Source organism: Sulfobacillus harzensis, assembly GCF_012933365.1.
Taxonomy (GTDB): domain Bacteria; phylum Bacillota; class Sulfobacillia; order Sulfobacillales; family Sulfobacillaceae; genus Sulfobacillus_B; species Sulfobacillus_B harzensis.
This window is the reverse complement of the sequence record NZ_JABBVZ010000061.1, coordinates 1-21,487: the sequence shown is the minus strand read 5'-3', so window position 1 is coordinate 21,487 and position 21,487 is coordinate 1. Positions and strand designations below refer to the sequence as shown.

Genomic DNA, 21,487 nt, shown 5'->3' with positions numbered 1-21,487 from the left:
CCCAGGGTCTCACGGCCCGCCGACACAGCAACCGCGGTTCCCCCAGAATCTCCGGCCTTCAGGCCGGGGAGGTTCAATCGGAATGCTCCACGACGTTAAGCACTACGCCCGCCGGCTCAATCCGTAAGGGAAGGGTCGCAATGCCGAGGCGATTCCACGCTTGACGGAGTCGGGCGTTCTGAGTTCCGGGCATCCACGCCACGATGATGTCTCCAGCGCCCGCACCGGAAGACTTTCCCGCCCCTCCCCAGGCTTCCGCCATGTTTAACGCAGCCCTCATCATCGGCGTTTCGATGCCCAGTTGCGCTCGTTCGCTCAATTCTTTCAGTGCGTGGCGGTTTTTTCGCACCGCCTCGATGATTGCCGGCCCATCCCGAGCGACGAGGGCCTTCACAAAATGGCCAACGGCCGTATCGCTCCGCGCTAAGAAACGGGCAAATTCATCGGGATGTGCTTCACAAAACCGAGCGACACGATCTAACAAGGCGGGGGTTGACGCTGACTGACCTGTCCAGCCGACTTGCCATGGAACGGCTGAACGCGTGTCGAGGGGTTTGACCACGAGTCCAGGCCATGGGCGCTCGATCAGTTCGGTAAGTTTCTGGCTGGCGGCATATTGGCTAACCCATCCAGGGTCAAAGCGTTCGTAATGAATGATGCCGCCAAAGACCCCGGCGGCGACATCAGCCAATGACCCGCGCGGCTGAACGGCAAGATGCGCCAACGCGGCCAACTTAAAAATCTCCTCCTTGCGCGGCGACCATGGGAGCGTCCATTTTAGGAGAGCCGAGACAACCCCCACTGTCAATGCAGCACTCGACCCCAGCCCATATTTCGTCCCAGATGGTGCCTGAAGGTCACTGAAAGTCACCAGATGAAAGGGACGAGGGTCCAGATGCAAGGCTCGAAAATATTGATCCAAGACAACCAACGCCTGGGCGGCCAGTCGCAAGTCGGGTTTAGCGGCTATTCGGTCTAACAGGGGACTCCAGCCCGGAGCCTCCACGACCACAGCATGGGCATCCCCATTGCCAAAGATCGCGGAAAAGGACTGCCCGCTGCTAATTCGGCAATGAAGGTAGCGGTCGACAGCTGCGACGACGCCGGGATGTCCTAGTTCGGTGACAGCATATTCGCCCATCAACATCAGCTTACCGGGGGCACGAACCGATACAGCCATCATATAGCGGAAACCGCCTCGACGCCTGGGCCGGGCTGGGTCGTGACCACTTCTACTACGTCAGGTATCGTTGATAACGCATAGGCCAGGTCGGCTGCCTGATGATGTTCCACCAAAACCACCGGATGAGGGCCGGCATCAATGGTGACGTAGGCCTCTATCCCCGCAGCCCGCATCTCTTGAACGCGGCGAATCACGGACACCGTAGCGCCGGTCCAGTAGACGAGCGGCGGAACGGCCGCAAGTGCCGTGGCATGCATTTTCAGAGCATTGGATTCCGCCACTGATCCGAGCAGAGACAGATCTTGCCGGTAAATGGCATCGCGAACCCTGGTCAGATCATGGTCAACACTTGCCAGCCACCCTGGATATAATGGCGAAGTCTGAACCACCCGTTGCATCCCCTCGCGACTGGACACGGCCTTCGGGCCTGCAGCCACCTGCACCACCACGAAAGCCAATGATGGCCAACTGTCCATCGTCGCTAGCGGGACCGCATACGAATCCTCGCCGTCATTCCGAATCCCTTTGACCCACTCGACAAAACCTCCATGGATTGACCGGCTGGCTGAACCGGAACCGAGGCGAGCAAGGCGTGACAGCTCCGAGGAGGACCAGGGGAGCCCCAGGGAGAGCGAAAAAGCCTTGGTTAAGGCAGCGAATACCGCCGATGATGACGCCAATCCCGACGCCATAGGGACGTTGGCCGTCGTTCGCGCCACAATGCCCCCTGAAACCCCCGCATACTCTTTAAGGCGCTGGAAAAATTTTGAGACACGCTGCGTTTCTTGTGGGGATGCCTGAGCTCCATTCACCCATAAACGATCTTCCTGACGCCGCGGCTCCATGGCGACGGAGGCTGTGACGAAATAATGGTCGAGAGTGACGGAAATACTGCCGTTCATAGGAAGGTTGAGGCGCGGGTCGCGCTTCCCCCAGTATTTGACCAGCGCGATATTGATATGGGCCCGCGCAAGACCTTCTTCCATTGGATTCAGCCCTTTCAACTAGTGGCCCCCTGTATGACCGGAGTCCACACTCTGACAGCTCCTGCCGTGCTCAAAACGTCCGCCAATTGCCGTTGTTGACAAGCATCTTGCGCGAGCACAATGATTGAGCCACCCCCACCGCCGCCCGTCAATTTCGCTCCCAGCGCGTGATGATGGATGGCGGTGGCGATCAAGTGCTCCAACTCAGGCGTTGTGACATTTAACGCGGCTAATTCCCGATGCCCTTCAATCATTAAAGCGCCCAAGTACGGATAATCGCCACGTTCAATGGCTGTCCGGGAAGCCACGGTTAAGGCTCCGATACGATGAACAGGGCCAGCTCCCGATCCTAATCGCTCCTGCATAACCCTCACCTGTTGCACGGTATCCCGGGTGTTGGAGGACTGGGATGATGTGGCCACCACCAGGAACATTGGGACGGGAATGCTGATGAGTTCCGGACTGTTGCCTCGCACAAACCATAGCGGGTTCAAGCCGGTTGTGACCAGCGCATCGACTCCGCTTGGCGCCCCATGACACACGGTTTCGCTAATAGCCACCAAGTCCAATAACGCCTCTCGTGAGAGCGCGGCGTCCGCCAGATGATACAACGCCCGAGCCACCGCAGCCGCAACAGCGGCACTCGAGCCCAACCCATAACCCGCGGGAATGTCCGATTCTATGGATACCCCAACGGACCATTGCCATCGGAACCGTTTCAACACCTCGGCAACCAGGAGATGCAGCCCCGCCAATTCGCCCGGAACATCCCCAAGCGGCCCCTGATAATAGGAACATGCCAGCCAACTGTCGCCTTCCCTTAAGGTGGCCGTAGCGGTGACCTTGAGATCGGGGAGCGGAACGGCAATCGCTGGGAATCCGTATACCACGGCGTGCTCACCCATCAAAATCGCCTTGCCGTGGGCACGCCCCGTCCCTTGATTTGTCAGGGTCATTGCTTCACCGGGGAACTGATCGCTTGGCGAGCACGCGCATGAAGTGCCATATGGCCCCGCTGAATTCCCTCGGTGACCAGGGCGCGAAGTGCAGCCAGATTTTGCGCCAACCCCACGGACACCATAATTTCGGCCAACTGGGCGGCATGGGTTACGTTGAGAAGTTTGAGTGCCGTTTTCGCCACCGGGTTAACAGATGTGGCGCCCCCGACCGTAGCAACCGGCATCGGTAGCTCGAGACGTCCGACCAACTCCCCATGTTCCCCGATTTCCCATTCTGTCATCGAGCGATAACGCCCACCTCGAGCAGCATAAGCATGGGCTGCCGCCTCAAGCGCCCGCCAATCATTGCCGGTGGCCACGGCGACCGCGTCAATGCCGTTCATAATTCCCTTGTTATGGGTCACGGCGCGATATATGTCTAATTCGGCAAAGGCGTAGGCTGCGATAATTCGGTCGCGAACCTCCACGCCATCCAAGGTCTTAGTCCCGAGAAGCTCCGCAGGAATGGTGCACTGGGCCTGTGCCAAGCATGTATCCGTGTAGTTCGATAGAATTCTAAGATAAACTGTCCCGCCGGTTATGGCTTCAACATCCGGGGCAATGGCCTCCATCATGGTATCAATCACGTTGGCTCCCATCGCGTCACGCGTGTCAATCGTCACTTGGACCACCAACATGGGAAGCCAGCCCCTGTCCCCGTTACCGTTTAGTACTTTAACGTCTAGGTCAAGCGCCCCGCCACCGCGCGCCGTCATTGTTGGACGCGCCTCATTGGCGCGTGCGAGCAACTCGCCCTTCTTTTGGAGTAGACGCTGGCGAGCCGATTCCCAATCGCTGCAGTGCACGACTTGAACTTGTCCAACCATCTGTCGCCCCGTTGAGGTAGCCGTAAAGCCGCCCGCCTTCCGGACAATCTTCGCCGTATTGCTGGCTGACGCCACGATGGATGGCTCCTCGACGACCATGGGCACAAAATGGCTCTCCCCATTGACCAGGAAATTGGTGGCAATCCCAAACGGGATGACAAAGACCCCCAGCGCGTTTTCGATCATTTTGTCCGCTTGGTCCAAGCTTAACCCTTGGCCGGGCAACAAAGCGTGGGCTTCATCCGGTGTTAAGTCACACAGCGAGGCGATTAAGCGCAGCCGTTCCTCAACCGGAAGCGTGTAAAAACCGGGCAACCGCGATGTCATCAAACGTCCTCCTTTAAATGCTTATCCAGGCTCACCCGTGAAACACGCGCGCACTGCGCACGTATTCTATCTCAGCCTGTCCACTGCGGGCATTAACCACCCGAGCCAGCACGAACAGCAAGTCCGACAAGCGGTTAAGATACTGAACGGCCGTCGGATGAATCCCTTCGATTTGCTGGAGGTGAACCACATCCCGCTCAGCGCGGCGAACCACCGTGCATGCCCAATGCAACAGTGCAGCCACTGGTGCTCCTCCGCGTAAAATAAACCGCTCCAATGGCCGATATTGCTCTTGCATGTCGTCAATGATGCGCTCAAGATGCTGGACATTCTGAGCCGTGGTCCGATAAGGATGTTGCGCGTCGTCAACGCGCGCCAAATCCGCTCCCACGTCCCAAAGTGTTTGCTGAACCGCGGAAAGAATCTCGTGGATGTCCTTAAACTTTTCGTCAGTTCCAAGAAAACTCACCGCCACCCCGATAATCGCCCCGGCTTCATCCACGGCGCCGTACGCTTGAACACGGGCATCGTCCTTAAAACGTCGGGGGCTTCCAATCACCTGGGTTTTCCCTTGATCGCCCCTCCGTGTGTAAATTGGCATCCCGAAGCCCTTCTTTCATGAGTATCACGTCTATCATTTCACTTGCTTGCCGCACGATGGTGACCAAAGTCACAAATAAGGCATCCAGCCATCGTCCGGCTCGGAGTCACGGGAGGGGCTATACCATGACTCGCGGCAACGACTTGGTCCCAGACCCAAAGTTGGCGTGCCCGAACAACTCATAGGTCTGGGTTTGGCCCCCGCCCAGGTCTGTGATCCCCATCACGTCGTGCGTTATCCCAATAGCCCATGCTGATCTCGGGAATTCTTCGCCGTTGACGCCGTAGGCGGTCATGATTGGCGAAACTTCAAGAGCAGGAGGGTCTTGCATGTTACCAGAAAATGAACCCGGTCAGTCTTTTCTCCAAATAGGGGACCGGGCCCCGGATTTCGAAGCAGCCTCAACCCAGGGAACGGTGCGATTGGAAGACTTCAAAGGCCATTGGCTTATGTTCTTTTCGCACCCCGCTGACTTCACCCCGGTCTGAACATCTGAATTTGTCGCCTTGGCAAGGCGATATGAGGAATTTCGGCAGCGCGATGTCCAGCTATTAGGGCTCTCCGTGGACTCGGTGTATTCACACCTCGCCTGGATTGACAGCATCAAACACACCTTTAACCTGGATGTGCCATTTCCGGTAATCGCCGACCTCGACCTCAAAGTCGCGCGGTTATACAACATGGTGGGGCATGATACGCGGACGGCCACCGTACGGAGTGTTTTCTTTATTGACCCCAACTTGACAATTCGCGCCACCCTCTCCTATCCGGCTGCCATTGGCCGGAATATTGATGAGATGTTGCGGGTCTTTGATGCCTTCCAAGAAAACACTAGTAGTGGCGGTTGTGCCATCCCGGCAAATTGGACACCAGGAAAACCCACCTTGAGTCCGGCGCCTGATTCAACCGCTGCATTAAGAGAGCGGTGGCGGGATTCCAACCAACCCGGCTATAAAAGCTGGTATTACAAAGTTAATGAATGACGGCACAGCATCTTGCTGAGCCCTCCCGGCATCAGAGGGCTCAGCGGGGTGGCTTTATGGGCAATACCACGCCTGTGATGAAAATCACGTTACCACGGCCATCCGCGAGGCATGCTTAGATTGTGGGAATGATAACGTCAGTTTTGCTGAGAGAAGGGGTATTGGATGATTCCTTGGTGGCGCGTATGGGAGGGAATAGTCGGCGAATACTGGGACGGACCGTGGCGATTGATTGTGGATGATCTGGGAGGAGACGTGGGCATTGCTCTTACGGTGCCCGTCGAGGATCACTTAATCATTGGGCTAGACCGCGCCGTCTTAAGCATCTTGGCCGAAGACGATCGATTAGGGGACGTGGGGGGCGGGTTGCGGCGCCTCTTAGAAAACACTGAGGACTTGAATAGTGCCGGCGTTTATGCAGGCATTCCTCTTTCCCCCATGTTGCGTCATATGCGCAAAGCCTGGATGAGCGGCACCTACATCAAATCGCATGCCACGACCGCCCAAAGGAGTGTTTCCCATGACCGATTCAAAAAGTTGGGTTAGAGTCGCCGATGTGCAGGACATCGACGCCACGATCCCATTCCTTGTTGAGCTTAATGACCGTGCCATCGCCCTTTATCGCGTCGATGACGTCGTGTATGCCACCGATGACACCTGTTCGCATGCGGAGGCATCGCTCTGCGAGGGAGAATATCACGGGTACGTTGTAACCTGCCCCCGGCATGGCGGGCAGTTCGACATCCGCACCGGCAGGGCGGTGAAAATGCCGGCCATCGTTCCCATCGATGTTTTCCCGGTTCGCGTCGAGGGCACCGATGTGTTTCTCTCGCCGGATGACCTATAGCGCGCTTGAGGAGGATGGTCAATGCACTATTTATTGCGACATCGAGACATCCCTAACCTTGACCAGCTTAGCGTCTACCGCGACCATGGCGGTTACGACGGACTTCGTCAGGCCGTGTCCCAGGATGCCGAGCGGGTGCTGGATGAAGTCTCTCGCTCGGGATTGAGGGGACGAGGCGGGGCTGGCTTTCCCACCGGGCGGAAGTGGAGCTTTCTCGATCGATCGGCGCCCACCCGCTATTTAGTGGGTGCGGATGAAGCGGAGCCGGGCACCTTTAAAGATCGTGAGCTTATAGAGCATAACCCTCATCAGGTAATTGAGGGAGCGCTCATTGCCGCCTATGCGCTCAAGGCCGAAGACGCGTTCATATTTGTTCGCGGAGAATTGCTGAACGGATACGAATCGTTGCTCCGCGCACGCGATGAAGCGAAGCAAGCGGGGTACATCGGGCCAACGATTTTCGGTTCCTCATTCTCCGTAAACCTCCGGGTCTTTCGTAGCGCGGGAGCCTACATTTGCGGCGAAGAAACAGCGTTGCTGGAATCCTTGGAAGGTAAGCGGGGCCACCCCCGGGTTAAGCCCCCATTTCCCGCCCTAGTCGGCCTCTATGGAGCGCCTACCGTGGTGAACAATGCAGAAACGGTGGCTAACCTTCCCCAGATTATGATTCACGGCGCTGATTGGTACCGGCAGTATGGCACGCCGGATTCGCCCGGTTTAAAAATATTCTCGGTAAGCGGCCGTATTGCCCGCCCCGGAAATTATGAATTACCGTTGGCGACCCCGCTCGATACGCTCCTGCAGGAGTTCGCTGGTGGCCCCCTCCCCGGTCACGCATTTAAGGCTGTAATCCCCGGCGGAAGTTCGGTTCCGTTATTGGTCCCGGATAATTTCTCCGTGCCGCTCGACTATGAATCGCTGGCGAAAGCCGGTTCGATGTTGGGATCCGGCGGCGTGATGGTGTTGGACGACACGGTCTGCATGGTGCGTGCGGCCGCCCGGCTTCTCAAATTCTATCGCACTGAGTCCTGCGGCAAGTGTACCCCGTGCCGAGAAGGCACGTATTGGATGACCGCAATTTTGGAGCGCATTGAAAGCGGCGCGGGCACGTATGACGATTTAGACCGTCTACCCGATATTGCGGACAATGTCAGTGGGAAGTGCCTTTGTCCCCTAGGAGATGCCTCGCTTCCATTTATGTTGAGCGCCATGAAATACTTCCGCTCCGAGTTTATTCAGCATATTGAGGAACATGGCTGCCCGATGGCACCTGTCCTCCCGACTTCAGCGTAATACCATAAAAGGGGGTCGATCCGATGGAGCCATTGGAATTTGATGCTCGCCCATTTCAACGTGAAGGAAAGGAACCTTTTCCCTACATCATGAAAGCGGTGGAAAAGTTAACCCCGGGACAAGATTTCGTGCTGACCAACACGTTCGATCCGCGGCCGCTGGAATCGGTCATGGAAGCCCGGGGATTTTCGTGTGTCGTCGAGACGAAAGGACCCGAACACGTGATCGTGACCTTCAGGAAAACACCTGAAGCCGAGCGGGGAGACCTGCCGTTAGTCGATCGCCATGCAATGCCCATGGACAATGCCATTTTCCAATTGGCGGGCGTCCTACGCCGTCTGAAAATAGGCGAAACATTTGCGGCGTGGCTCGGGGAGAAGCCATCGCCTCAGCATCTCAATGTCCTAAGGACGGCCGGCGCCGAGGTCGACATAGACTCGAGTTGGGATCGTCAAGGTACACGTTTGGTCATTCGTCGAGTTCATCCCTAACAAGCTTAGCTACCGACCGCATCCAGCCTGTCTTTGGCGACCTCCGCCCAACGATAGACGGCGAGATACTCCTCTGCCATCGTTGTCAGCGAAAACTGTTCCGCCTCGAGAATGGCGCCCCGCCGCAATGTTTGCCACCGGCGGGGTGTTCTGTAAAGTGCGCGAATCGCTAGAGCGGCGGCCCGAATATTGCGCGCGTCGACTGCGTTGACCGCCATGCCGTTACAGCCGTCGATGAGATGCTCGGGGATCCCTCCGATACGGGGTGCTACCATCGGAAGGCCCATACTGTTCGCTTCGACAAAAGCGTTCCCGAACGCTTCTTGGCGCGACAACAGAACAAAAAGATTGCAGTGTTCCAGCCACTCCTCGGGGTGAGCTTGGAAGCCCGTCCACCGCACCTGCCGCAACGCACCATTTTGGCGCAAGTGCCGGAGCAGATTGGCCCGCTCGCTGCCGTCGCCCACAATTGTCCATGTCACGGGCACACCTAAGCGTAAGAGTTCTAGAAAGACCCCCGCCGTCTCGGGAAATCCCTTCTCAGGTTCCAACCGGGACACCGATGCGAGCCCACCCCGCGGCCAATCGGTGCCAGCGGGCGCGGGCGAAACCGACGCTGGACGTCCACGCCGTTATGAACCACCGCATGAACGGGGTATCCCGGCATCTGAAGCAACGTCGTCGCCAAATAACGAGAGACCGCCACATTAATATCTGCCATGTGCAGCGCCCGCTTCAGCAACGGCTGTTCTGCTGGGGAAGGCAGACCATGGACGGTCAATATTAAGGGAACAATCCGTCCAACCCGATGCATCCAGGCGTGGGCCGCGATCGCAGCCAGTGGATGATGGGCATGAAGCACCGTGCCAGGCGGCACGTCGAGCGTCGATAAACTACTGCGGTAGGCGAGAATGGCGCTCATCGTGATTCCTTGGCTAACTGCGAACCGCGACCAATGCACCGTGGTTCGGATACCGCGTTCCTGTTGCGCTTGCGCTAAGTCCGGTATCATACTCGACACACCTCCGGGCATCGCCGGGGGAAAATATACTAGATGAACGATACGTCGGGGGCGGGCAGCCATCATGAATTCTGGTGCTCCGCCGCATTCCCATTAGGCCGACGGTGCAACACCCCGGTAAACCGATGCAACAGGCCGTCATAGCGGCGTTGACCTTTGGGATCGGTTTTCAGATTGACGTACGCCCGGGCCGCCAAACGCGACGCCAAATCGGTGTCGGTTTCCGCGATCTTGATTAACGCCTCTTGCAAGATGAGAAGGAGTTGCTGGTGCTCCTTTTGTTGTCGTTCCTGAAACTCGGCGGCCGCCCGGGGAAGCCACAGGGCTGCCGTCCCCGCCTGTCCGCGATAAACCGCCACCGGGTCGGTTCCAAGTCTTTGCCTGACGTTCTCCAACTCAGGATCCGAAAGCCCCACCGTGAGCACCCGATCCTGGGCGTCTGCCTGATTCCACCAGCTTTCCAAACGGCCGGTCAAATTCCCGTCTTCGGGTGCATTCCACAAGTCCAATCTCACGGCTTTCCTCCTTCTCGTTTATCAACGGATCCCACCAGGCTGCGGCGTACCGGACGGCGATGGCTGTGTCACAGGGTGCGCGGCTTGATAGAGGGCGCGGGCGATGTCCAGAGTCGCGATAAATGCAAGGGCTTCAGCAAGGCGAAATCCCTCAAACCATCTCACCGCCAAACTCACCGTGCCCAATATCACCATCGAAAAATAGACGATGTAGGCGTAGCGATCCCGCGGCTCATTCACCAGCTCTTGCACCCGAGGAACACGACCCTTGCCCATCCGATTTCCAAATTGGTTAAGCCAGGTGAGAAATGGAATGATTTTATACAATTGCGTGAGGGCAAGGCCCCCCAACCAGCCATAGAGAGCGAAAAAGACCAGGGCAATGTCGATTCGCGCCAGGGCTCCGCCCAAGCGCACAACGATTCCCGCCACGACTAGCGCCCCTAAAAAGGATAAAGGGATGACGCCGTACCGCGCATTCAGCTCCAACTGCCGCCGTTTTCTTGCCCGGTAGAGCGCCCGCATGTCCCAAAGATAAAGGGCGAGCCCAATAAGAACAACGATCCAAGCGACATCGGCCACCCGATTCCAATCCAACCATCGTGACAACCACGCAGCCAATATGCCCAGTGCCGTTGCCACATAGGCGGTCCAACCCCAAATACCGCGATGTTCGTCAGACAGCGTAAACATGGCCAAAAGCTTATAGGATACTCCCATAGCCGTGAGTGTCAGCCAGCCGCCAACGCCCGCCATCACATGCGAAGCCAGCCCCCGCCCACCCATTACAGACAACTGGTGCGCCGAAAAAAGGTCCGGAACGGCCAAAGACAATGCGAGCAACAACCCCACCAGTACGGTTAAGAGCAAATAGGCCAGTCCGGTTGCCACCAGCCATGCTGGCAGCGCCCAGGGCCAGGCCCGTTTCAACGTCACCCCAAGATTTATGAGCGCCATGATTACGCCAAGGACGACCAGGCTCCCGCCTGTAGGCAATAGCCATGCCATCGGCGGTAACGGTCCACCAGGCAAAGCGAGAAAACCCAAGACCATGCCCAGCAACCCGGTGGTCACTGTCAACAGGGTAATGCCCGACCAGGACTGGCTCGCTAATTCGGTCTCCGTAAGCACGGGCACGAACTGATGGAGCGCCCCCATCATTAAGAGGGTTAGAAAGCCGATGGTCGTCAAATGAACACCGGCCAACACCCATGGCTCACCGATGTCGTGAAGAGGTGTCGGCAACCCGGATGCCCAAAGTGCCTCGGCCACTAGCAGCGATCCCACCGCCACAGTAAAATAACTCATACTCCATCTAGATAAGCGGACCCCGCGCATCGTGCGCCCCCCTTTTTAACCGGATGTGATCGCCTCATTGAGACCAGGTGCGATAAAAGTCCCGGTTGCCCTCAATGTCGTCCTGATACTCCTCTGGCACGTCATCGATGTAGAAAATCGCCTCCACTGGGCAGGCCGGTACACAGGCCCCGCAATCGATACACACATCGGGGTCGATGTACAGTTGCGGGTGGTCATCAAACGCCTCCTGTCCATCCAAATCCGAGGCCGGGTGAATGCAGTCCACCGGGCATACTTCGACGCAGCTCTGGTCCTTGACCCCGACGCAACGTTGCGTGATAACGTGAGCCACCGTAATCCCCCCAGTCCTATTTCTTGTTCGAACCGAGCCCGACCTCGCTGGCCAAACTGTGGTATCGCGGGTGTGGAACCAGCAACAGTTGAACAACAGAGTCGGCCAGGGCTGTTAAAGCGTGCCGCTCGTTGGGCTCCAATTGCACACCTTGACCCGCCTCGAGAATCTGTTCTGTGGCCGTGTTAAGCCGAATTCGGCCTTTCAGCACTTCAATGATGGCCGTGCTGCTCGTCTCATGGTCCTTCAATATTTGGTCGGCTTTGAAGCCAAACCAAACGACGGCCGCATGATCTGACTCGTAGATGTGCCGCACGACCAGGTGATCCGCGTTGTACAAGCTGGGATCCTCAACATTCCACATCCGATACCCCTCCTCATTCGTTCTGTCTCACTCACCATATCCGGACCCGCGACGGTCCGACGTGACAATCGTCACGACGATCCGCCACAGAGGGGATAAAATTAGCGCTCCCGTTGCAGGCGGTACCAGCTCATTGTTCCCTCCATCGCCGGACCTATTGTTGTCGCTTGAGGGATGGAGAGCACATCGGTGTCTTGAGCAACGACCACCATCAGTCCTCCAACAACCAGCCGTGATTGGGACAACGCCCACAGCCGTTCCATCGGCAACCTCTGGGGGGCAAGCGCAATCACCGTGTCAAATGTCTCATGGCCCATCTCTTTGAGATATTCCCAAAAATCTTGGACAACAACGTCGCCTGGGGCAATCAGGCCAGCCGTCAAGGACGCCGCCACCACATCGGGGCGAATTTCTATGCCCAGAGCCTGCGACGCGCCGAAGTCGCGTAAAATGCGGACTTCGAGACCGGCATGACATCCTAAGCACAAAAAGCTCCGTTCCTGAAGATCCCGCTTGGAACGATAACCCGCCGCTAAAAGAGCGGTCGCTAAGCGTGCGTGAACCAAGCCTGGAATCAACGCGGGCAATCCATGATGACCTCGTGCCAATAGTGCCGCGTCAACCGCTTCACATGCTTGACGCCAGGCCTGACGTTGCACACGGGAAGACGGAAAAGCGCGGAAAAGATATTCCAGACTGACCCAATCCGGGCCCCCGGCATTGACCTGGTGCTGTGCCATTACCGATCGCCCAGCCTCGTTAATTGTTGTATCTCCTCGGCCGTCAGCACCCGCCGGGCCAAGGGGAAAAGGATCAAATTCTCCTTTTGCATATGGGCCGAAAATTTTCCGCGCAAGTCAAGCGCAGCATCTGCCCACCGCTGATAGGCGCTGTCGTCCCCTTCTCGCCAGGCGGGGTACCACTGTCCAAACGCGGCACTTCGGTCACGAATTTCCACATGTTCGGCAATCATGACCGGCACCGGACTATCGGGCGCCCGCTCTAGAAGTCGCGGAAACAGGAAATCTTCCTCCCGGCGCGCGTGGTCGTCTAAGTCAACGGTCAACGGCTTTAAAAGCTCGTCTAAAGTTTCAATGAAATAGTCCCCTCGGCCATTAACCCGGATGCCTTCGATCACCTCCGCCAATCTCGAAAGCTTCAGGACGTAGTCTTGGTGTTCTTGGGTCAGCTGTGCGATTAAATCCACGGTATTTCCCCCTAACGTTTAAAACATCCCTTGGGCGGCGTCCCCATCCTTAGCCTTTCCAAAGGGCGCTTTCTTGCCCCCATGATGTGGAGCGGGCGAATGAGACATTCCCCATGATCATGCCCGCCCTCGTCATAAATGGCACAGCCTCCCTAGGGTGGTCTGTGACATAAATTACGAATTCGCCGTCAAGATCCCGTAACCCTCGCGTGATCACGATCACGTTTGTTACGCACCCACAGCGGAATAATAGCGCTGAGACCTGTGACCTGAAGGAGGCATTAGCCGTGAGCGAAGTCACCGAAGACGTCGTTAAGGAGGCCCTGAAGGATGTGATTGATCCGGAGCTCGGGTACAACATCGTCGATCTCGGCTTGATTTACGGCATCACCATTAACGACAAGGCAGTAGACATTGTCATGACCATGACCACCCCTGGGTGCCCTGCCACCGACTATATTCGGGAAGGAACCCACCAGCGGCTGTTGGCCATTGACGGCGTTGACGATGCCAACGTGAATGTGGTCTGGTCCCCCCCATGGGAACCCGCCATGATGTCGGAGGACGCCAAGCGATATTTCGGATTCGCCTAAGGGCGAGTGAAGGAGAGTCCCATGGCTTTAACACCAAAAGAGATTTTGCAAGGGCTGGCGGGATTCAAAACGGACGACGGACTTCAGCCTCTTAAGTTAGGGTATATCCAGGACGTTGCCGTGGAACCACACGCTGATGGCACGCGCGTCAATCTTCACGTGGATGACGTCTGGCAAGGAAAGGCTGTCGCCGAGTCTCATCGCACGGCCCTGGGGGCGTTCATTAAAAGCCAATACCCTGATGTCACGGATGTTCGCATCATTCCTCGTTCCAAGGAACAGGCTGAGCACGCCAGAAAGATTGCCAAACCCGGGCAAGCCCCTCCCAGGACCCCGGTGGGTGTAAAAATGATTGCGGTCATCAGCGGCAAAGGCGGTGTCGGGAAGTCAACCGTCAGCATTAATCTTGCCCGCGCCTTGGCGCAGCTGGGTTTTCGCACCGGCATTCTCGACTGTGATATCTATGGCTTCAGCGTCCCCGACCTGTTGCAGCTGACCGAGCCAGTCAAGTCCCAAGAACGGCGATTCGTGCCGCCGCGGGTTCAGGGCATTGATGTGATGTCCATGAAGTTTTTCGTCGGTCACAATGCGCCGGTCATGTGGCGTGGCCCCATGCTAGGCAAGGCGATTCGCCAAATGATGGAGGACACGGTGTGGAATAATCCGGAATACTTAATACTGGACTTGCCGCCAGGCACGGGAGACATTGCCATGGACATCCATCAATACTTTCCTAAAGCCGCCGCCGTTTTGGTGACCACACCAGACCACAATGCGGCCCGGGTTGCCGAGCGGGCTGGGCAAATGGCCCGCAGCATGGATCGTCGCCTGCTCGGCGTGGTGGAAAACATGTCATTCATGAATTGCCCCGAGTGTGGCTACGCATGGTATCCCCTGGGACAGGGGGGCGCCGAACTCGTTGGGAAAAACTTGGCGATACCCGTGTTAGCTAAAATCCCCTGGGTTATTCAAGGCGACAGCGGAGTCAGCGGGTTGGTGCCGGAAGGCAACCCCGCCGAAACCATCTACCGCAAATTGGCGCAAACGGTGGTGGAGACCGATCTCGTGCCTACCGGCCCCGTTTCCCTGCAGCCATAACCGCTCACCCACCAAATCGCGGGCAGTGAGACAACCCACTGCCCGCGATATCTTGACTCTTCTTAGTGGGCCGTCCGCTGGCCGGCCAGTTCCCGATATTTCGGAGGCAGGCCGCGATCAATTTTCTCCCGAAGTTTTAAAACGCCAAAGACCAGAGCTTCCGGTGTGGGCGGACACCCAGGCACATAAACGTCGACCGGCACGATGTGGTCCACGCCCTGAATAATGGCATAGTTGTCAAATATCCCGCCCGATGACGCACAGGCTCCCATGGCGATGACCCATTTCGGTTCAGGCATCTGCTCCCAAATGGTCCGGAGCACGGGCGCCATCTTTTGGCTAACCCGGCCGGCGACAATCATCAAATCGGCTTGGCGGGGTGACGCCCGAAAGGCCTCTGACCCAAAACGAGCAATGTCGTATCGGGAATCAGTCGCGCTCATCATCTCAATCGCGCAGCAAGCCAACCCGAAGGTGGCCGGCCAAATGGACGATTTTCGCGCCCATCGCACCGCTTTATCTACGGTCGTAAAGAGAATGCCCTTTTCCAAATCCTCTTTGGTGCTGATCAAGCTCATCCGCCCACGCCTCCCCAGCCCAGAAACGCCCTTATCCGATGGCGCCTTCCATCTCAAACTTAATGAGCCGATTCATCTCGACCGCGAATTCCATGGGGAGTTCCCGAGTAAACGGCTCCACAAACCCCATCACAACCGTTCGGGTCGCTTCCTCTTCCGTCAGGCCTCGACTCATCAGATAAAAAAGAGCCTCTTCACTCACTTTGGTGACCGTAGCCTCATGCTCCATGGCGACATTGGCATGCTCAACCTCGCTGTAAGGAATGGTATCCGAGGACGAGTCATCGTCCATAATAAGCGTGTCACAGCGCACGTTAGCCTTGGACTCGTCAGCCGTCGGGGCAAAGTGCACCAAGCCACGATAGGTGGTCTTTCCTCCGTGCTGACTAATGGATTTTGACACCACCGTCGAGGTGGTGTGCGGGGCGATGTGAACCATCTTGGTGCCGGTGTCCTGATGTTGTCCATGTCCGGCTACGGCGATGGAGAGGACCATGCCCTTGGCACCTTCGCCCACTAAGTAGACGGACGGGTACTTCATCGTGGCTTTGGAGCCAAAATTGCCGTCAACCCACTCCATGGTAGCGTCTTGGTAGGCCACGGCACGCTTGGTAACCAAGTTGTAGACATTGGCTGCCCAATTTTGCACCGTGGTGTAGCGCATTCTTGCCTGATCCTTCACCACCACTTCGACGACCGCCGAGTGAAGTGATTGACTGTTGTAACTCGGAGCTGTGCAACCTTCGACATAGTGGCCAAATGAGCCCTCTTCAGCAATAATCAACGTCCGCTCAAATTGGCCCATATTTTCCGAGTTGATGCGGAAATACGCCTGGAGAGGTACGTCACAATTGACACCCTTAGGAATATATACGAAAGAGCCCCCCGACCACACAGCCGAGTTCAACGCAGCAAACTTATTATCTTCGGGAGGGATTACGGTCCCGAAATAATCCCGGACAAGCTCAGGAAATTCCCGCAGTGCCGAATCCGTGTCGAGAAAAATCACGCCCTGCTTTCTCAAATCGTCGCGAATGCTGTGATAGACAACCTCTGATTCATATTGCGCAGAGACCCCGGCCAAAAACTTCCGTTCGGCTTCAGGAATGCCTAAGCGTTCAAACGTGTCCTTGATGGCCTGGGGCACCTCATCCCAGGTTCGACCCTGATTGTCGGCAGGCTTAACATAGTAAACGATGTCATCAAAGTTCAACGCACTGAGATCCGCGCCCCAGGTCGGCAAGGGCTTCTTCCAGAACACATTCAGGGAGTGCAGGCGGAAGTCAAGCATCCACTTGGGCTCCTTTTTGATGCGGGACAATTCTTCCACGGTCTCACGACGGAGTCCGTGGGCAAACTTGAGTACGCCAACGTCACCGTCATTGAATCCATATTGATAATCCGTCGATACCAAAGGATTTACCGCCACTAGGTCACACCTCCATGCTGATGCCGTTGTGAGGTCATAGGCCCCAAAACAAAAACTCCTATGGCCATTGTCCTTCCGAAGGACGGAAGCGTTTGTGACAACCATCACGATTTGTCGAAATATTAGCGACCCTTCCCAACAAATTTGGGAAGCCGACCATGCAAAGAAGACAAACTGTGTGATGTCCGTCACAGTTTCGGATTGTATGTCCAATACACTACAGGTTGGGCAGATGTCGACACTTTTGGCCCTTTCGACAGGTTGACCGCGTCAAAATCTCCCTGTCCCAAGTCGCTCTGGAGTCGTTGGGACGCGCATGAGCACTGGATTTTTCATCCCGCCAACCGCTAATCGCCCGCTCCTTGGGCGTTTGGTCGATACCGTGGCCATGCTTCCGGTGTCTTAAAAGGGAGCCAATAAAAAGACGAAGCTTTCACAGCGTGGGCTCAAAATGGAGGCGTGTTCCATTGAATAGTTTTCAGCTGTTTTTCCTGTTGACCATGGTCTTTTCCGCACTGTGGTTTGGCCTCATGGTTCGTGAAAAGGGTTTTGTGTTGTCCCGAGCTCAACCGTATCGGATTGAGGGTTCTCTCCTTGTTCGCGGTCGAGATGTCGTCCACGAAGTGCTCTTGCACAAAAAACTCTTTCGTGACCGCTATTCGGGTGTGGCGCATTTCGTCATCTTTTGGGGCTTCGTGTTTCTCACCGTGAATACGCTCTGGTTTCTGTGGCAAGGCGCGTGGATGCGGTTTGCGCCCCAGCCCTATTGGCTGGATGTCTGGTTGACCCCGATCGACGACATTTTCGCGGGATTGGTTGTCGTGGCATCGGCAATGGCCTTTATCAAGCGCTATCTCTTTCACACGCCGCGTCTCAGACGAAATCTCGACGCCGCCATCATCCTTATTCTCATCGTGGTCATTGTCCTGACGGATTTGTGCCGTGAAGCCTGGGGTTTGGCACATCACCTGGTCTTCGGGTATGCGCCGCTCGGAACGTGGATCTTGCACCACATCCTTGCCCCGTATGTTCGGCGCCCCTCGCTGGGCTTCGTATTTGATGCCATTAAACTGGTGGCCGAATTAGGTTTCTTGGTCTATCTTCCCTACTCCAAGCACTTTCACCTGGTAGTGGCCCCATTCAATATTTTGCTCAAGTCCAAAGCCCCCAGCGGCACCATCTCTCCCATCGACTTTACCGATGAGGACGCCGACCATTTTGGCCTGAGCCGTGTTGACGATCTGTCCTGGAAGGATATGATGGATCCCTGCTCCTGCGTCCAATGCGGACGTTGCGATGACGTATGCCCGGCCCACCAAACCGGGAAAGTTCTCTCACCGATGCAACTCATGATTGATTTGCGCCATCAGTTGGATCGCGTTTCTGAGCAGGCGGCGAGTGGAGACGAACTCACGGCAGCCGATGAAATCTTAGCGGGGAACATCATTAGTAACCAGGCCTTGTGGGACTGCACGACGTGCGGCGCCTGCGTCAACGCCTGCCCCGTCGATAACAATCACTTAAGCAAAATTATTCCTATGCGCCAAGACCTGGTGCTGACTCAGGGCAACGTCCCGGCCGATGTCACGCGCGCTTTCCGTGGCATAGAAGGATCCGGCAACCCGTGGGGGCTTCCTGATGATGGTCGGAAAAGCTTTGCCGAAGAAGCCGGCATCAAAGACGTGTCGAAAGGGGACAAACCGGAGGTTATTTATTGGTTGGGTTGCGCGGCCAGCTTTGATCCCCGCGCACGGAAAGCCGCTCTCCGCACCGTGCAACTCATGCGGGACGCGGGGGTTGACGTGGGTGTCATGGGGAGTCTGGAGCGGTGCACGGGAGATCCCGCCCGCCGTATGGGTCAGGAGTACCTTTTTCAAACCATGGCAACGCAAAATATCGAAACACTCAAGGAGGCTGGGGTAACCACCATCGTGACCAGTTGCCCGCACGGCTTCAATACGTTTGCCAATGAATATCCCGCCTTCGGGGGATCATTCGCGGTGTATCACCATAGTCAATTTCTGCAAAAACTGCTGGCCGAAGGCCGACTTCGTTCCGTCAAGTCGGAGGAAACAGGATCCGTAACCTATCACGATCCGTGCTACCTTGGTCGCCATAACGGCGTTTATGACGCGCCGCGTGAGATTATTGCCGACACCGGGCTAGACCTGAAAGAAATGCCGCGCCACCGAGAGAACGGCTTTTGTTGCGGAGCGGGTGGGGGCCGGATGTGGATGGAGGAGCGCACCGGAACCCGCATTAACCGCAACCGGTCTCGAGAAGCGTTGGATGTAGGCGCCGATCAGCTAATCACCGGTTGTCCCTACTGCCTCATTATGTTAACGGATGGCGTCTCTGAGGAATCCGGCTCAATGCCTGTCAAGGATCTTGCCGAGCTGTTGGAAGCGCCGCAATCATAGAATCAGGCAGTTGGTCGCTCTCGCGTGTCGTAAGGAGCCCCGGGCCGCACGCGTCCTAGAGGGCATCCAGGATGTTTCCCCCACAGAACCCTCATCCGTTGCCTGTGGGGGGCGCTCCTCGCAAAGCGCATGTTAAGGTCCGTCATGATGGCGGACCTGCGTCGCACGCGACGGCCGATGGGGAGAGACCAATGCGACGGAGTACATGGGTGTGCGTTCCTTAGGCGTTTCGAGCCCTGGCGTAGTCATGGGTCGCTTCGGGCGGTTCCTTGACATCGGGCGTAGGAGCCTTCGGCGGTCCGTTATAGGAAAGCACACCCGTAAGATATTCCGAAAGACAGCAAATCCGTTTCGAATATGGGTTGGGCGCCCACCGGCGTGTCGAAATGGACCAGCACAGTAGGGTGGATGAGGTGGCACGACTTGTGCCTGCGGCATCGTGGCGAGACAGCATTATCGAGTCCCATATCTCATTGTCCCGAGTCAAGCCGCTTAATCGTCCCCGACGATTTTCACTTCCAGCTCCAATTCTACGCCCTGCTCCCGCTTGACGACAGCCTGTACATGGCGAATCAGGTCAACATAGTCGGAACAACTGGCATGACCGACATTCACGATAAAACCCGCGTGCTTGGTGGACACCTGAGCGCCACCGATCCGCATTCCTTGCAGGCCGGACGCTTGAATCAAACGTCCGGCGTAATCGCCCGGTGGACGTTTGAACACACTGCCGCAGGAGGGATATTCTAGTGGCTGTTTGGTACGCCGCTTCCGTCCCAAATCATCCATGCAGTCCTGGATGGCCCGGTGGTCTCCCGGACGGAGCCGAAAGGCGCCCTCCAATACCACCCAATCATTAGCCTCAATGGCACTATCGCGATACACAAGTCCCAATTGACCTTTGGTGACCTGTGATACGTCGCCCTGCATGGTCAAGACCACGGCGGATTCCAAGATGTCCGACATTTGTCCGCCGTAAGCCCCCGCATTCATACGGACGGCCCCTCCGACACTCCCTGGGATCCCGGAGGCGAATTCAAGACCACTGAGTTGCTCCTTGAGTGCTATTCGCGCGAGGGCTATGACTGGCACCCCCGCCCGAGCGACCAGAAGGTCATCCCGGCGTTCCACTCCAGTCAAACCCGTAAGGATAATAGCCATACCAGATACGCCCCCGTCGCGCACTAGAAGATTGGAGCCATTCCCGACAATCCAGTGTGGTACACCGAATCGGTTGGCTAAGGCGAGCGCCTCCTTGACCTCGTGGTAGTCCCGAGGAAATACCGCAATGTCCGCTGGTCCTCCGATCCGGGAATAGGTGTGGACACGCATCGGTTCATGGATCTTAATTTGTTCCGGATTTAAAACCGCCGTCAATTGCCTGTACAGTTGGCCGTAGCGTGTCGTCCACGCGGCCCTCTCCGGCGCGAGACTCTTGCACATAACCCATCCGCCTCCCAGGGTTCTCTCTCCCGGTGGCAACAACCTTCAATGAGGCGTTAGATGCTTAATAAGTATCGTCTCACCGAAGCCGCGGCCATACGGTGACCGCTATCACAAAAAGGCAACCGAAACATGGGCGTGCACACGAACCGCCCCTCTGGTGATAAGAAAATCCTAGGCGGACGCTAGGCATAACGTAACATGCTGATGACGGATGAACATACTCCATTCGCTCTGGAGAGCCGAGAAAGCGCAGAACATCCCAATTTAGCCTCAATAAGTACCGTTGGGTACGCTTTTTTCCTAAGCAACGCTACCATGCCGCCCAGACGTCCACCAGGTACCGAATGAGCCTATCGACCCTCAGGACCATGTACGACACGATGCGATGGCGGCGGCTCAGTGCCCAGGCGAGGCACAACATGTGCACTGGATGAACCCAGCGGTGGGAAACGCGTCGCCCGCGCCGTCCTCCATCATGCGGATTCATGAATCCGTTGCCAGCCGCTCGGGGGACCCTAGCTCACGCTGCGACGTTCGTCCAACTGGGATAGTTCCTCCTACCTTAGTTTTTTGTGTGAAACCTGTTGTTCTCATTGATTTTTGTGAAATCCCGGGACCTCTGCGACCGT

The 21,487-nt window shown here is 56.7% G+C and carries 24 protein-coding genes; 8 read left to right on the top strand and 16 right to left on the bottom strand.

Features of this window, described 5'->3' with window-relative positions; genetic code table 11:
- Nucleotides 1-73 precede the first annotated feature (73 nt).
- The 5 genes from HIJ39_RS15170 to HIJ39_RS15150 are packed head-to-tail and all read right to left on the bottom strand — an operon-like array spanning nucleotide 74 to nucleotide 4,922.
- Complete coding sequence (locus HIJ39_RS15170) at nucleotides 74-1,183, bottom strand: phosphomevalonate kinase (protein WP_169101177.1); 1,110 nt, start codon at nucleotides 1,181-1,183, stop codon at nucleotides 74-76.
- Nucleotides 1,180-2,187: a diphosphomevalonate decarboxylase gene (gene mvaD / locus HIJ39_RS15165; RefSeq protein WP_169101175.1), complete on the bottom strand. Its 1,008-nt coding sequence runs from the start codon at nucleotides 2,185-2,187 to the stop codon at nucleotides 1,180-1,182. The genes HIJ39_RS15170 and mvaD overlap by 4 nt, the downstream gene beginning before the upstream one ends.
- Nucleotides 2,184-3,125, bottom strand: coding sequence for a mevalonate kinase (gene mvk / locus HIJ39_RS15160; protein ID WP_169101173.1), 942 nt, complete (start codon nucleotides 3,123-3,125; stop codon nucleotides 2,184-2,186). Before mvk ends, mvaD begins: the two co-directional genes overlap by 4 nt.
- Complete coding sequence (locus HIJ39_RS15155) at nucleotides 3,122-4,321, bottom strand: hydroxymethylglutaryl-CoA reductase, degradative (RefSeq protein ID WP_169101171.1); 1,200 nt, start codon at nucleotides 4,319-4,321, stop codon at nucleotides 3,122-3,124. Before HIJ39_RS15155 ends, mvk begins: the two co-directional genes overlap by 4 nt.
- A 31-nt stretch (nucleotides 4,322-4,352) precedes the next feature.
- Nucleotides 4,353-4,922 carry a cob(I)yrinic acid a,c-diamide adenosyltransferase gene (locus tag HIJ39_RS15150; protein ID WP_169101169.1) on the bottom strand — a complete coding sequence of 190 codons (570 nt, stop codon included), beginning with the start codon at nucleotides 4,920-4,922 and terminating at the stop codon, nucleotides 4,353-4,355.
- Between the two features lie 293 nt (nucleotides 4,923-5,215).
- Here HIJ39_RS15150 and HIJ39_RS15145 point away from each other — a divergent pair, with 293 nt between their 5' ends.
- The 5 genes from HIJ39_RS15145 to HIJ39_RS15125 all read left to right on the top strand — a co-directional run bounded on the left by HIJ39_RS15145 (nucleotide 5,216) and on the right by HIJ39_RS15125 (nucleotide 8,536).
- A complete protein-coding gene (locus HIJ39_RS15145; RefSeq protein ID WP_338055194.1) occupies nucleotides 5,216-5,905 on the top strand; it encodes a peroxiredoxin in 690 nt (229 codons plus the stop codon).
- A gap of 165 nt (nucleotides 5,906-6,070) precedes the next feature.
- Nucleotides 6,071-6,451, top strand: coding sequence for a hypothetical protein (locus HIJ39_RS15140; protein ID WP_169101165.1), 381 nt, complete (start codon nucleotides 6,071-6,073; stop codon nucleotides 6,449-6,451).
- Nucleotides 6,426-6,752 carry a non-heme iron oxygenase ferredoxin subunit gene (locus HIJ39_RS15135; protein ID WP_169101163.1) on the top strand — a complete coding sequence of 109 codons (327 nt, stop codon included), beginning with the start codon at nucleotides 6,426-6,428 and terminating at the stop codon, nucleotides 6,750-6,752. Before HIJ39_RS15140 ends, HIJ39_RS15135 begins: the two co-directional genes overlap by 26 nt.
- Before the next feature lie 21 nt (nucleotides 6,753-6,773).
- Nucleotides 6,774-8,045 carry an NADH-quinone oxidoreductase subunit NuoF gene (gene nuoF / locus HIJ39_RS15130; protein WP_169101161.1) on the top strand — a complete coding sequence of 424 codons (1,272 nt, stop codon included), beginning with the start codon at nucleotides 6,774-6,776 and terminating at the stop codon, nucleotides 8,043-8,045.
- A gap of 23 nt (nucleotides 8,046-8,068) precedes the next feature.
- Nucleotides 8,069-8,536: a DUF2249 domain-containing protein gene (locus HIJ39_RS15125; RefSeq protein ID WP_169101159.1), complete on the top strand. Its 468-nt coding sequence runs from the start codon at nucleotides 8,069-8,071 to the stop codon at nucleotides 8,534-8,536.
- Between the two features lie 5 nt (nucleotides 8,537-8,541).
- On the opposite strand, the gene HIJ39_RS15120 is transcribed toward HIJ39_RS15125, so the two are convergent.
- From HIJ39_RS15120 to HIJ39_RS15085, 8 genes are all read right to left on the bottom strand, one after another.
- On the bottom strand, nucleotides 8,542-9,096 hold the full coding sequence (locus HIJ39_RS15120; RefSeq protein WP_169101157.1) for a glycosyltransferase: 555 nt from the start codon (nucleotides 9,094-9,096) through the stop codon (nucleotides 8,542-8,544).
- Nucleotides 9,042-9,548, bottom strand: a complete 507-nt coding sequence (locus HIJ39_RS15115) for a glycosyltransferase family 4 protein (protein ID WP_169101155.1) — start codon at nucleotides 9,546-9,548, stop codon at nucleotides 9,042-9,044. The genes HIJ39_RS15120 and HIJ39_RS15115 overlap by 55 nt, the downstream gene beginning before the upstream one ends.
- 71 nt (nucleotides 9,549-9,619) lie before the next feature.
- Nucleotides 9,620-10,072, bottom strand: a complete 453-nt coding sequence (locus HIJ39_RS15110; RefSeq protein WP_169101153.1) for a hypothetical protein — start codon at nucleotides 10,070-10,072, stop codon at nucleotides 9,620-9,622.
- A 21-nt stretch (nucleotides 10,073-10,093) separates the two neighbouring features.
- Nucleotides 10,094-11,410, bottom strand: a complete 1,317-nt coding sequence (locus HIJ39_RS15105) for a hypothetical protein (RefSeq protein ID WP_169101151.1) — start codon at nucleotides 11,408-11,410, stop codon at nucleotides 10,094-10,096.
- 34 nt (nucleotides 11,411-11,444) lie between these two features.
- Nucleotides 11,445-11,723: a 4Fe-4S binding protein gene (locus HIJ39_RS15100; RefSeq protein ID WP_169101149.1), complete on the bottom strand. Its 279-nt coding sequence runs from the start codon at nucleotides 11,721-11,723 to the stop codon at nucleotides 11,445-11,447.
- A 16-nt stretch (nucleotides 11,724-11,739) separates the two neighbouring features.
- Nucleotides 11,740-12,087: a cupin domain-containing protein gene (locus HIJ39_RS15095; protein ID WP_169101147.1), complete on the bottom strand. Its 348-nt coding sequence runs from the start codon at nucleotides 12,085-12,087 to the stop codon at nucleotides 11,740-11,742.
- Nucleotides 12,088-12,188: 101 nt separating this feature from the next.
- A complete protein-coding gene (locus HIJ39_RS15090) occupies nucleotides 12,189-12,827 on the bottom strand; it encodes a class I SAM-dependent methyltransferase (protein WP_169101145.1) in 639 nt (212 codons plus the stop codon).
- Nucleotides 12,827-13,294, bottom strand: a complete 468-nt coding sequence (locus tag HIJ39_RS15085; RefSeq protein WP_169101144.1) for a hemerythrin domain-containing protein — start codon at nucleotides 13,292-13,294, stop codon at nucleotides 12,827-12,829. Before HIJ39_RS15085 ends, HIJ39_RS15090 begins: the two co-directional genes overlap by 1 nt.
- A 287-nt stretch (nucleotides 13,295-13,581) precedes the next feature.
- Between HIJ39_RS15085 and HIJ39_RS15080 the strand changes: the two genes are divergently transcribed.
- On the top strand, nucleotides 13,582-13,887 hold the full coding sequence (locus HIJ39_RS15080) for an iron-sulfur cluster assembly protein (protein WP_169101142.1): 306 nt from the start codon (nucleotides 13,582-13,584) through the stop codon (nucleotides 13,885-13,887).
- A 21-nt stretch (nucleotides 13,888-13,908) separates the two neighbouring features.
- Nucleotides 13,909-14,985 carry a P-loop NTPase gene (locus HIJ39_RS15075; RefSeq protein ID WP_169101140.1) on the top strand — a complete coding sequence of 359 codons (1,077 nt, stop codon included), beginning with the start codon at nucleotides 13,909-13,911 and terminating at the stop codon, nucleotides 14,983-14,985.
- Between the two features lie 62 nt (nucleotides 14,986-15,047).
- On the opposite strand, the gene HIJ39_RS15070 is transcribed toward HIJ39_RS15075, so the two are convergent.
- Both HIJ39_RS15070 and sufB read right to left on the bottom strand, forming a co-directional pair.
- Nucleotides 15,048-15,563, bottom strand: a complete 516-nt coding sequence (locus HIJ39_RS15070) for an NADH-quinone oxidoreductase subunit B (RefSeq protein WP_169101138.1) — start codon at nucleotides 15,561-15,563, stop codon at nucleotides 15,048-15,050.
- Nucleotides 15,564-15,594: 31 nt separating this feature from the next.
- Nucleotides 15,595-16,992 (bottom strand): Fe-S cluster assembly protein SufB, encoded by a 1,398-nt coding sequence (gene sufB / locus HIJ39_RS15065; RefSeq protein ID WP_338055193.1) that lies wholly within the window; start codon nucleotides 16,990-16,992, stop codon nucleotides 15,595-15,597.
- Nucleotides 16,993-17,459: 467 nt separating this feature from the next.
- On the opposite strand from sufB, the gene HIJ39_RS15060 reads away from it, so the two are divergent.
- A complete protein-coding gene (locus HIJ39_RS15060) occupies nucleotides 17,460-19,412 on the top strand; it encodes a (Fe-S)-binding protein (RefSeq protein ID WP_243239734.1) in 1,953 nt (650 codons plus the stop codon).
- A gap of 492 nt (nucleotides 19,413-19,904) precedes the next feature.
- Here HIJ39_RS15060 and murB read toward each other — a convergent pair whose 3' ends face one another.
- Nucleotides 19,905-20,855 (bottom strand): UDP-N-acetylmuramate dehydrogenase, encoded by a 951-nt coding sequence (gene murB, locus HIJ39_RS15055; RefSeq protein ID WP_169101134.1) that lies wholly within the window; start codon nucleotides 20,853-20,855, stop codon nucleotides 19,905-19,907.
- Between the last annotated feature and the right edge of the window lie 632 nt (nucleotides 20,856-21,487).

Coding starts and splice junctions, on each gene's coding strand:
- HIJ39_RS15070 (WP_169101138.1), bottom strand. CDS start 15,563: ATGAGCTTGATCAGCACCAAAGAGGATTTGGAAAAGGGCATTCTCTTT.
- HIJ39_RS15140 (WP_169101165.1), top strand. CDS start 6,071: ATGATTCCTTGGTGGCGCGTATGGGAGGGAATAGTCGGCGAATACTGG.
- HIJ39_RS15150 (WP_169101169.1), bottom strand. CDS start 4,922: ATGCCAATTTACACACGGAGGGGCGATCAAGGGAAAACCCAGGTGATT.
- HIJ39_RS15075 (WP_169101140.1), top strand. CDS start 13,909: ATGGCTTTAACACCAAAAGAGATTTTGCAAGGGCTGGCGGGATTCAAA.
- HIJ39_RS15155 (WP_169101171.1), bottom strand. CDS start 4,321: ATGACATCGCGGTTGCCCGGTTTTTACACGCTTCCGGTTGAGGAACGG.
- HIJ39_RS15125 (WP_169101159.1), top strand. CDS start 8,069: ATGGAGCCATTGGAATTTGATGCTCGCCCATTTCAACGTGAAGGAAAG.
- mvk (WP_169101173.1), bottom strand. CDS start 3,125: ATGACCCTGACAAATCAAGGGACGGGGCGTGCCCACGGCAAGGCGATT.
- HIJ39_RS15170 (WP_169101177.1), bottom strand. CDS start 1,183: ATGATGGCTGTATCGGTTCGTGCCCCCGGTAAGCTGATGTTGATGGGC.
- murB (WP_169101134.1), bottom strand. CDS start 20,855: ATGTGCAAGAGTCTCGCGCCGGAGAGGGCCGCGTGGACGACACGCTAC.
- HIJ39_RS15135 (WP_169101163.1), top strand. CDS start 6,426: ATGACCGATTCAAAAAGTTGGGTTAGAGTCGCCGATGTGCAGGACATC.
- nuoF (WP_169101161.1), top strand. CDS start 6,774: ATGCACTATTTATTGCGACATCGAGACATCCCTAACCTTGACCAGCTT.
- HIJ39_RS15105 (WP_169101151.1), bottom strand. CDS start 11,410: ATGCGCGGGGTCCGCTTATCTAGATGGAGTATGAGTTATTTTACTGTG.
- HIJ39_RS15090 (WP_169101145.1), bottom strand. CDS start 12,827: ATGGCACAGCACCAGGTCAATGCCGGGGGCCCGGATTGGGTCAGTCTG.
- HIJ39_RS15115 (WP_169101155.1), bottom strand. CDS start 9,548: ATGATACCGGACTTAGCGCAAGCGCAACAGGAACGCGGTATCCGAACC.
- HIJ39_RS15095 (WP_169101147.1), bottom strand. CDS start 12,087: ATGTGGAATGTTGAGGATCCCAGCTTGTACAACGCGGATCACCTGGTC.